This window comes from Paraburkholderia gardini (assembly GCF_907164545.1).
GTDB lineage: Bacteria > Pseudomonadota > Gammaproteobacteria > Burkholderiales > Burkholderiaceae > Paraburkholderia > Paraburkholderia gardini.
This window is the reverse complement of the sequence record NZ_CAJQZB010000014.1, coordinates 16,307-27,854: the sequence shown is the minus strand read 5'-3', so window position 1 is coordinate 27,854 and position 11,548 is coordinate 16,307. Positions and strand designations below refer to the sequence as shown.

General features: G+C 64.0%; 5 protein-coding genes. 4 read left to right on the top strand and 1 reads right to left on the bottom strand.

Features of this window, described 5'->3' with window-relative positions; all coding sequences use genetic code 11:
- Position 1 precedes the first annotated feature (1 nt).
- On the bottom strand, positions 2-292 hold the full coding sequence (locus tag LPA37_RS12085) for a Flp family type IVb pilin (RefSeq protein WP_228978364.1): 291 nt from the start codon (positions 290-292) through the stop codon (positions 2-4).
- Between the two features lie 529 nt (positions 293-821).
- Between LPA37_RS12085 and LPA37_RS12080 the strand changes: the two genes are divergently transcribed.
- The 4 genes from LPA37_RS12080 (at position 822) to LPA37_RS12065 (ending at position 11,478) form a co-directional block, all read left to right on the top strand.
- Positions 822-8,669, top strand: a complete 7,848-nt coding sequence (locus LPA37_RS12080; protein WP_229012667.1) for a YadA-like family protein — start codon at positions 822-824, stop codon at positions 8,667-8,669.
- Positions 8,670-8,747: 78 nt separating this feature from the next.
- Entirely contained in the window at positions 8,748-9,836 is a 1,089-nt protein-coding gene (locus LPA37_RS12075) for an OmpA family protein (RefSeq protein ID WP_229012666.1), read from the top strand.
- A 246-nt stretch (positions 9,837-10,082) separates the two neighbouring features.
- Positions 10,083-10,694, top strand: coding sequence for a response regulator transcription factor (locus tag LPA37_RS12070; RefSeq protein ID WP_229012665.1), 612 nt, complete (start codon positions 10,083-10,085; stop codon positions 10,692-10,694).
- Between the two features lie 10 nt (positions 10,695-10,704).
- Entirely contained in the window at positions 10,705-11,478 is a 774-nt protein-coding gene (locus LPA37_RS12065) for a response regulator (protein ID WP_229012664.1), read from the top strand.
- Positions 11,479-11,548 lie beyond the last annotated feature (70 nt).

Here is an 11,548-nt window from a genome sequence, read left to right as displayed (position 1 = left end):
CTTAGTGGTTCTGCATTTCCCCGTTGTTATTCGCGTTATACGTGCCCATGTCTTTCTTCTGGTTGCCGTTGGTCGAGGCAGAGTCGGCGTTGTCCTGGGCATTCTGGATATCGCCAGAAGCGTTCTTGCCCGACATTTCCTGCGCGAGCCCCGACGTCTGGTTACGGATCGTCTGGCCGAAAAGCGAATAAACACCGATTGCCGAAACCGCGATCAACGCGACGATGATGATGTATTCGGTCATGCCCTGGCCGCGTTGACGGCTTTTAATGCGAAGCTGGGAAATTTGCATGGTTTATATGTCTGGTATTAATGCTGATTGAAAATGCGTCGCCGTTTAAAAAAACCGCGATACGCAAATAAATAAATCCAGATAATTGATTTACCGCCACGATCCGTTTAATCGAATCGGGCTGGAATTATAGAAAAATGCCTTGATGTCCGGTTGCGGAAATTTCCCAATCTTCTACGCGATCCGTCTTTCGCTTATTCCCCGTCGATGCCGACCGGTAAAGAGTCAGGGCGAATTCGCCCGGTTCTGATCAGTGCCCGGAAACGCTTCCCAGTTTCCGGTTCTGGTACGTCCTGAAAGTACCGGGTGTTGACGAAAATTCCTACGTCGATTCAGTACCGCCCGATATAACCGGATCGAACCAGCCGATAAAGTTGCAGCGCGATAAACAGGATTGCCACCCTGTGTGCGGCGAGAAGCCGTTTAGACAATCGTTATATCCGGTTCCCGAAGAGGACTTTTGCATGGCGCATTACGCATTGCAAAAGTGAAAAGAATCCATTGGCAATTTTTGAGGTTGTAATAGGCGATGAACAAGGTACATAAGTCTGTCTGGAATGAGTCGGTGGGCGCGTGGGTCGCCGCGTCCGAACTGAGCACGGCGAAGAAGAAGGGGTCCTCGCGGCGAGCGCGGGTTGCGGCGGTCGTGCTGGGTGCGGGCGCGGTGTCGGTCGCGCCGGCCGCGTTTGCCGGGGCGATAGTCAACTGCGCGGGCAATGGAACGGATGCGGCCAGCAGCCAGTGGATGAATGCGGCGGACGGCTCCTCGTGGAACGGCGAGGCATGGGGCGGCGCGATTGGCTCGATGGGCGAAGGCGAGTGCGGCGGCGGCTCGGGTGTCGTCATGAGCGAGTACAACTCGGGAAACGGTGGCGTAAGCGGATCGAGCGCCTACATCACCGTGGGACAGACGGCCTACAACGGAGCGGGCGTGGTCACGCTGTACGGACCCGGCGGCATTACGTTGCGCGGTGACACGACCACCACCGGTACCGCCACGTTCCAGGCCGGCGCCGACATGAGCGGCACGAAAATCGTCAACGTCGCCGACGGCACTGACGCAAACGATGCCATCAACTACGGTCAGCTATACGAACACACGCGTTACTTCAAGGCCAATTCAATCTCTGACGCGCCGGAAAGCGATGCCAGCGCCACGGGCAGCGACTCTGTCGCAGCCGGACCGTGGGCGCTCGCGGGCGGCGCGACCTCGACAGCGCTCGGGCGCGGGGCCGGTGCGATGGGTGTGGGTTCGGTGGCGCTGGGTGCCAATTCGAACGCGGTGCTGGACCAGTCGGTCGCGCTCGGTTCGGGGGCAAATGCGGTGAGCGTCGGATCGGTTGCGCTCGGTTCAGGTTCGGTCGCAAGCCGGGGTAACGCGGTATCGGTGGGTTCGAGCACGATGCAGCGTCAGATCATCAACCTGGCGAAGGGCACGGCCGGCACCGATGCGGTCAATCTGGACCAGATGAATGCGGCGATTGCGGGGTCGTCGGGCGGCGGTTCGCCCGATGCCGTGATGTACGATTCGGCGACGCACGATCATGTCACGTTGGGCGGCGCGAGTTCCGGAACGCCGGTCGCGTTGACCAATCTTTCAGCAGGTCAGGTTGCAACGGGCAGCAAGGATGCGATCAACGGCTCGCAACTGTACGGCACGGCGAACAGCGTTGCGGATGCGCTCGGTGGCAATTCGACCGTTGGCACAGACGGGAAGATTTCGAAGCCGTCGTACACGGTGGATGGCAGTACGTATAACGACGTCGGTTCGGCGATTACCGCGGTCGATGCGAAGGCCGCAGCGGGTCCCGTGGACGGCGTACGTTACGACACCTCGGCGCATGACAAGGTGACGTTCGGCGGTGTTGGCTCGACCACGCCTGTGATGCTGACCAATCTTGCAGCAGGTCAGGTTGCCGCGGGTAGCAAGGATGCGATCAACGGCGCGCAGCTGCATGGCACGGCGAGCAGCGTCGCGAGCGCGCTCGGCGGCAACTCGACTGTTGGCGCGGACGGCACGCTCAGTAACCCGGCTTACACCCTCGATGGCAACACATATAACGACGTGGGCACAGCGTTGGCCGCCGTCGATGCCAAGGCATCGACAGGCTCTGCTGACGGCGTGCGTTACGACACTTCGGCGCATGACAAGGTGACGTTCGGCGGTGTTGGCTCGACCACGCCTGTCATGCTGACTAACCTGGCGGCGGGTCAGGTTGCAGCGAGCAGCAAGGATGCGATCAACGGCGGGCAGTTGTACGGCACGGCGAGCAGCGTCGCGGATGCGCTCGGCGGCAATTCGACCGTCGGCACGGATGGCAAGATTTCGAAGCCGTCGTACACGGTGGATGGCAGTACGTACAACGACGTCGGTGCAGCGATCTCCGCAGTCGACGTGAAAGCATCCACGGGCTCCGTAGACGGCGTCAAATACGACACCTCCGCGCATGACAAGGTGACGTTTGGCGGTGTTGGCTCGACCACGCCTGTCATGCTGACTAACCTGGCGGCGGGTCAGGTTGCAGCGAGCAGCAGGGATGCGATCAACGGCGGGCAGTTGTACGGCACGGCGAACAGCGTTGCGGATGCGCTTGGTGGCTCGACCACGGTGGGTGCCGACGGCAAGCTGAGCAAACCGGTCTACACACTCGACGGCAACACGTATAACGATGTGGGCACAGCGTTGTCTGCAGTGGATGCCAAGGCATCGACGGGCTCCGCCGATGGCGTCAAATACGACACCTCGGTGCACGACAAGGTAACGTTCGGCGGCACCGGCGCAACCACCCCCGTCACGCTGACCAACCTGGCAGCAGGCCAGATTGCCACCGGCAGCAAGGACGCGATCAACGGCGGCCAGCTCTACGACACGGCCAGCAGCGTCGCGAGCGCACTGGGCGGCACCACAGCCGTCGGCGCGGACGGCAAGCTCTCGGCCCCGGCCTATACGATCGGCACGACGACCTACCACGACGTCGGCTCCGCACTCGATGCAATGAGCTCAACCGTCGATACGATCAACAACAACATCAGCAACACGACGAAGTACATCAAGGTCACGGCAACGACGTCGGAAGCACAGGCATCCGGTTCGAACACCATCGCCATCGGCGGCGGCACGTTCGCTGGCGCTACGGGTGCGGCCGCAATCGGTGCAGGGGCCACCGCGATGGCGGCGAACTCGATCGCGCTGGGTGCCAACTCGATGGCCAATCAGGCGAACACGGTGTCGGTCGGCGGCCCAGGTGCGGAGCGTCGCATCACGAACGTCGCGGCCGGTACGTCCTCAACCGACGCCGCCACGTACGGCCAGCTGACCGCGTTACAACAGCAGCTCACGAAGCAGAACACGTTGCTGCGTTCATCGACGCTGCTCGGCGCGACCAGCACGCCGGTGACGGACTACATCGCCGTGAGCCCGATCGTGACGACGGGCGGCGACGGTACGCACGTCGACACCACCAAGACGGATGCAATGGCGATCGGTCCGGTGTCGAGCGCGATCGGCAACGAATCGCTGGCAGTGGGTGCAGGCGCATTTGCCGCGCAGGACGGCTCGACGGCCATCGGCTATATCGCGGCCGCCGGCGCGGTGAATACCACGGTGATCGGCGCGCAGGCGTCGACCACGAACGACGCCGACAACGGTGTGGCGATCGGTGTGCTGTCGCGCACCGCAGCAGCCAACGCCGTGTCGATCGGTTCGAACGCCCGCACGCTCGGCGACAGCTCCGTGTCGATCGGCAATGAAGCGTTCACATCGAGCAGCGCGACCCAGTCGATGGCGCTCGGCGCGGGTTCGTCCGTCACGGCGGCGAACTCGGTCGCGATCGGCTCGAACGCCGTGGCGGATCGCGCCAGCACGGTCTCGGTCGGCAGCAGCACGGCGCAACGTCAGATCATCAATATGGCGGCCGGTACGAAGGACACCGACGCGGTCAACATCAGCCAGTTGAAGGGCGTCACGTCGGCGATGGGCGGCGGCGCGGGCGTCAACACGGACGGCTCGATCCTGAAACCGAGCTACACGATCGGCGGCAAGACGTACAACGACGTCGGTTCGGCCCTCGTCGCCGCGGCAGGCGCCGGTTCGTCCGATGCGGTTTCGTACGACACCACGTCGCACACCAGCGTCACGCTGGGAGGCACGGGTTCGACCACGCCCGTCACGCTGACGAACGTCGCGACCGGCGCAGCGGACTCCGACGCGGTGAACGTGAAACAACTGAAAGACATGGGCGCTTCGATTGACGGCAACGGCAACGTGACGAGCACATTCGTCGCGTATGACGATTCGTCGAAGAGCAGCGTCACGCTGGGCGGCGCGACCGGCACGAAGATCACGAACCTCACGGGGGGTACGCTGTCGGCGGACAGCATGGAGGCGGTCAACGGTTCGCAGCTCTTTGCCACGAACCAGAACGTCGCGAACGTCGCCGGCAACGTGACGAACCTGACGAACGTGGTCAACAACATCACGAACGGCAGCACGGGCGTCAAGTATTTCCACGTGAATTCGACGCTGGCCGATTCGTCGGCAACGGGTACGAACGCCGTGGCGATTGGCGGCAATGCGAGAGCCACCGCGAACAACTCGATCGCGCTCGGCGCGAACGCGACGACCACCGCGAACCTTTCCGCCGCCGCCTATAACCCGGGCACCGGCACGCTGGCCGGCACGACCGCCACGGGCGAGGTGTCGCTGGGTTCGTCGGGCGATGAACGTCGCATCACGAACCTTGCAGCCGGCGCTGCAGCGACCGATGCGGTCAACGTCAGCCAGTTGCAGGCGGCTGTGACGGCGGGCTCGAGCGCGGCTGCGGCAGATGCCGTGAAGTACGACACGTCGGCGCATACGCAGGTCACGCTTGGCGGGACGAGCGCACCGGCCGTCACGCTGACGAACGTCGCAGCGGGCGTCAACAACGCCGACGCGGTGAACGTCTCGCAGTTGAAGGACATGGGCGCGATCATCGACGGCAACGGCAAGGTGAAGGGCAGCTTCGTTTCGTACGACGACTCCACGCTCAGCTCGATCACGCTGAAGGGAACGAGCGGTACGACGATCACGGGTCTGTCGGCGGGTTCGCTGTCCGCGACGAGTTCGGACGCGGTCAACGGTTCGCAGCTCTTTGCGACAAACCAGAACGTGGCGAACGTGGCCGGTAACGTCACGAACATCTCCAGTACGGTGAACAACATCACCAATGGCGGTGGCGTGAAGTACTTCCACTCGAACTCGACGCTGGCCGATTCGTCGGCAACGGGTACGAACGCCGTGGCGATTGGCGGCAATGCGAAAGCCACCGCGAACAACTCGATCGCGCTGGGTGCGAACGCCACGACCACCGCCGATCTCTCGAAGGCAGCCTATAACCCGGGCACGGGTACGATCGCGGGCGCGACGCCGGTGGGCGAAGTGTCGGTCGGCTCGGCGGGTGCGGAGCGTCGCGTGACGAACGTCGCCGCAGGCGCGGCGCTCACCGACGCGGTGAACGTCAGCCAGTTGCAGACGGCCGTGCAGGCCGGCTCGGCAGCCGCCACCGCCGATGCAGTGAAGTACGACTCCACGACGCACAACCTCGTGACGCTGGGCGGCGCGGGCGTGGGCGCACCGGCAGTCACGCTGACCAACCTCGCAGCGGGCGCCGTGACCGCGTCCAGCCGCGACGCGGTCAACGGCGCGCAGCTGTACAACACGGCGAACAGCGTCGCAGCGGCGCTGGGCGGCCAGTCGTCGGTCGGCGCGGACGGCACCGTAACGGCGCCGGCGTACACCGTCGACGGCAAGACCTACAACGACGTGGGTTCTGCAATCAGCGCGGTGTCGGGTACGGTCGATTCGATCAACACGAACATCTCGATGGCGACGAAGTACATCAAGGTGACATCGACAGCGTCGGAAGCGCAGGCATCGTTGCCGGACACGATCGCAATTGGCGGCGGCGCGTTCGCCGGCAGTAACAAGGCGGTTGCGATCGGCGCGGGCGCGATGGCCATGGGGCAGAACTCGCTCGCGCTCGGCGCGAATTCACGGGCAACCCAGGCGAATACGGTTTCGGTCGGCGATACCGGCGCCGAACGCCGTATCACCAACGTCGCCTCGGGCACCAGCGCGACCGACGCAGCGACCTACGGCCAGCTGACCGCGCTTCAGCAGCAACTGACGAAGCAGGTGAGCAACGTCAAATCGACGATGCTGCTCGGCGCGACCGCTCCGGTCACGGACTACATCGCCGTGAGCCCGATCGTCACGCAAGGCGGTCAAGGAACACACGTCGATCCGGACAAGATCGACGCCATGGCGGTTGGTCCGATGGCGAGCGCGATCGGTGCGGAATCGCTCGCGGTCGGCGCAGGATCGTTCGCCGCCCGCGACAACGCGACGGCCGTCGGCGCAAGCGCGGCCGCCATCGCGGAGAACTCGACCGTGGTTGGCAACTACGCCTCGACGGGCACGGACGCGGTGGACGGGGTGGCGATCGGCCATCTGGCCGCGGTCTATGGCGCACAGGCGCTTGCGCTCGGCACCAACGTCTCGGCGCGCGGTGACAGCTCCGTTGCGATGGGCGACAACGCGTTTACGTCGGACGACGCCACGCAGGCGCTCGCTCTTGGCGCCTATTCGTCGGCGACGCAGGCCGGTTCGGTTGCGCTCGGCTCCAATTCGATCGCGGATCGCGCCAATGCGGTGTCGATCGGCAGTAGCACGGCGCAGCGTCAGTTGATCAACATGGCCGCGGGTACGAGCGATACCGATGCCGTCAACGTCTCGCAGCTGAAGGGCGTGACGGCGGCGATGGGCGGCGGCGCGACCGTCAACACGGACGGCACGATCCAGAACCCGACGTACGTGGTGGACGGCCGGACCTACAACGATGTGGCCGCGGCCATCACGGCCGCGGCGGCGTCGACCGGTGGCGGTTCGCCTGATGCCGTGGTGTACGACACGTCGGCGCACGACAGGCTGACGCTGGGTGGCGTGGGTGCATCGGCACCGGTTGCATTGACGAACGTCGCGGCGGGCAAGGTGGCGTCGTCGAGTACGGACGCCGTCAACGGTGCGCAACTGTACGGTACGGCCAGCAGCGTGGCGGCCGCGCTCGGCGGCAGCGCAGCCGTTGGCGCGGACGGCAAGGTCTCGAAGCCGGCCTACACGCTCGACGGCACCACCTACAACGACGTCGGCCAGGCGATCGCGGCGGTGGACGCGAAGGTCGCAACCGGTTCGACCGATGGCGTGAAGTACGACACGTCCGCGCACGACATGATCACGCTCAACCCGGGTGGCAAGAGCGAAGTGGTTCTGCGCAACGTCGCCAACGCGACGACCGACACCGATGCGGTCAACCTCAGGCAGCTGAAGGAAGCCGGCATCGTCGTCGATCCGTCGACGGGTGGCGTGACCAATGCATTCGTCGCGTATGACGATCAGTCGAAGGAGACGGTCACGTTCAACAGCGGCGGCAAGGCGACGCAGTTGAAAAACATCGCGGCGGGCACCGACCTGACCGACGCGGTCAACTTCGGCCAGATGCAGACGTATGTCGCGAACTACAGCGGTGGCGGTAGCGGCGGGAACGCCAATGCGGTCTCCTACGACGACAGCAGCAAGAACGTCGTCACGCTGGGTGGCGCAGGTCATGATCCGGTCACGCTGACGAACGTTGCCGCCGGTACGAATGCAACGGATGCGGTCAACTACTCGCAGTTCTCCAGCCTCGAAAACAAGGTGGCGAACATGTCGGGTGGCGATGGCGGCAACACGTACATCAACATCGATGGCGGCGGGGATTCGTCGGGCGGCACGCCGGCGATTGCCAGTGGCACGGATGCGATCGCGATCGGCAACGGCGCGTCGGCATCGGGCGCGGCGGCAATCGCCATCGGCGCACGCACCAACACGACGGGCGATTCGTCCGTGGCGCTGGGCGTGGGCTCGACGGCGTCGGCGTCCAACGCCGTGGCGCTCGGCGCGAACTCGGTGGCGGACCGGGCCAACTCGGTGTCGGTGGGTTCCGCCGGCGCGGAGCGCCAGATCACCAACGTGGCGGCCGGTACGGCGCCGACCGATGCGGTCAACCTCGACCAGATGAACTCTGCGGTGAACGGCGTCTACAAGTCCATGCAGGATATGGATCGTGACAACCGTCGAGGCATTGCATCGGCCTCCGCGCTGAACATCGTCACGCCTTACCTGCCGGGTCGCACGACGCTGAATGCCGGTGTCGCGGGCTACCGCGGCCAGGCGGCGCTCGGTCTGGGCGTGTCGCGCTGGAACGAGAAGGGGACGGTCAACTACAACCTCGGCGTATCGACCGCCGGCGGCAATAGCACCATCGTCCGCGCTGGTGTTGGCATCGTGCTCGGCAACTGAACGAAGTCGTTCAGGACGCTGGCTGGAACGGGCCGCACGGAGCAATTCCGTGCGGCCCATCTCTGATGGAAAACAATCATGAAGTATTCAATCATCGCCATCGCGCTGGCCGCGATGGTCGCCGGCTGTTCGTCGTCCGCGACGCGCGACAGCCTGCAGATACAGAACCCCACGGTTCTGCAGAACGGCTTCAGTGCAGGGCAGGACCGGGCCTCGGGCGCGGTCACGCCGCAATGGATCGGGACGTACAGCAGCATCGACGCCGGACCGGTGATGCGCGATGTCCAGAAACGGCTGAACGCACTCGGCGCCCGCAAGGAAAACTACTTCGGCTACAAGGCCCAGTGCTGGCTGAACGCCGCGCTCGACGAGCGCAGGCAGCATGACGGCTGGGGCTTCGTCGAGGAAGCGTTGCACGAAGCGAGCCGCATGACGACGGCGCTGGAAACGGGCAACGGCCTGACGGTCGACAACCCGGATCTGCGGACCTCGGCTGTGGTGCGTCCCGATCTGTGGCGGCTCGTGCTCGGTGCCAAGGCATCGCCGGATTTTGCGTCGTGCGTGGAAGCACAACGGCTGACGGCATGCTCGGAAGTCGAACTGATTCACGCAGGCCACGAAGCGTGGACGCGCAACTTCCATGAAAGTCAGCGGATCGCGGATGGGGTCGCGAAGGGTGCGCCCGATATCGCCGGCGTGCTGAAGTCCTGCACGCCACCGCCGCCTGCGCCTGTTGCGCGGATTCCCGAGAAAATGACGCTGCAGGCCGACGCGACGTTTAGCTTTGATCGCAGCGATCTGGCGGGGATGTCGCCTGCCGGGAAGGCGAAGCTCGACCAGTTGGTCAAGGACCTGAAACTGGCCGGCGACGTGACGGGCATCAACATCGTGGGCTACACGGATCGCCTCGGCAGTGACGCATACAACCGCACGCTGTCGACGAAGCGTGCGCGGACGGTGCAGCAGTATCTGCAGGCCGGCGGCGTGACGGTGCCGATGACCGCTCACGGTCTCGGCAAGGACGATCCGGTCGCGGACTGTCACGACCATGATCATCAGGCGCTGATCGCATGTCTTGCGCCGAACCGGCGCGTCGAGCTGGACTTCATGCGCAGCAGCAACGGCATCCGACCGGCCACGCAGGTCGTGCCGGGTTCTCCGGACTAAGCCGGAACGTGCGATCGCCGGGTACGTGCCGTGTCCGGCGATCGCATCCATCCGCGCTCTGCTTTTGCACAATTCTGACGTGGATGAAGGACAAATCTGACACGTAAACAGAATGATCCGACATTGATTGGGAAATTTCTTAATCGAGTGACCGCTAAGATTGCGTTATATCTTCAGTTATGCGCACGATCAGGACGGCGAGAGACGTCCGACGGCAGCCAGTCATATCAATAAATAGATAGATCCATGAAAAGAATCGCTGTGATTGACGACCACCCGATCATTCGGGGGACACTGGCTCGCGTGCTTCGCGAGGATGCCGATCTGGAGCTGGTGGGCGAAGCGGGCGACGGCGAGGAAGGGCTCAAGCTGATTCTCGACGAAGCGCCTGATCTGGCGATTCTCGATCTCGATCTGCCGCGGCTCGACGGTCTTTCGTTGATTCGCCGCATTCGCATGCAGGACGGGAAAGTCCGCATTCTGGTGTTGTCGGCCAAACCGGAGCAGGTCATGGCCAGTCACACGCGCGTTGCCGGCGCGAACGGCTATGTGAGCAAGGGCCGCGAGATCGGCGAACTGATGACCGCGGTCAAGACCGTGCTGTTCGGCTACGACTGCTTCCCGGCTGATGCCAGTGGCTCGTCACGTGGCGGCAGTGGACTCGACAGCCTGTCGCCGCGCGAAGTCGAGGTGCTTCAGTATCTCGCACGCGGCATCAGCAACAAGGAAATATCCAACCGCCTGTGCGTGAGCGACAAGACCATCAGCACGTACAAGACACGTCTGCAGGAAAAACTTGGGTTGTCATCGCTTGCGGGGCTGATCGAGTTCGCCGCGCTCCACAAGCTGATCGACTGAGCACGCGCGCATGATCGTGAATCGCGCGGCGCCGGCTGGAATGCTTTCTGGTCGCGTGCTGGTTGTCGAGGACCATGCGTTCAATCGCCGTGCGATCGAGATGCAGCTGGGTCGATGGGGCGTGTCGTGCGTGGCGGTTGCTTCCGCCGAAGAAGCGCTTGGTGTGCTGCAACGTCAACATTTCGACCTGTTGATCATCGATCTGCATCTTCCCGGGATGAGTGGCACGCAACTGGCCGGGCGTGTACGAGACGTGTCGTCGATACCGCTCGTGCTGCTGACGGGGCGCGAGGACATGCGTCATGCCGCGGCAACGGCAGGGTCACCGTTCGATGCCGTGCTCATCAAGGAGAGCCGGTTCGATATGCTCCATGCGTGCCTGTGGCAATTGCTGCCGCGCGCGGCCCGCGGGCCGTCGGTGCCGCTACCGGACCGCTTGCACGAGGACGATCCGGTATCGACCTTCGACTTCAGCGAACTCGACGCGCTCGCGAGCCGTGGAGTCGACGTGCCGGCGCTCGTGCGCGACTGGCGTCGCGTGCTCGATGAGGATCTGGCGCATCTCGTCGCCGCGCGAGCGTGCGACGATGCTGACGCGGTGCGCAAGCTGTTGCATCGCATCGGTAACTCGGCGAGCGTGTTCAAGGCGCGAGGCGTGATGACCCTGCTCGAAAACGCGGGTGCTGCTTCGCCGGCTTTCATGATGCAGGCGCTCGACGGCATCGTCGCGCAGGTCAGGGCGATGGAGGCGCAGGTCGATGCGTGGCGCGACGGCCTGCCTTGATCTTGAGCGCGCCTCTGCTTTGTGTTCGGGGAGTGTTCATTGGAGCCGTTCAGGGATACCCGCAGCAGGC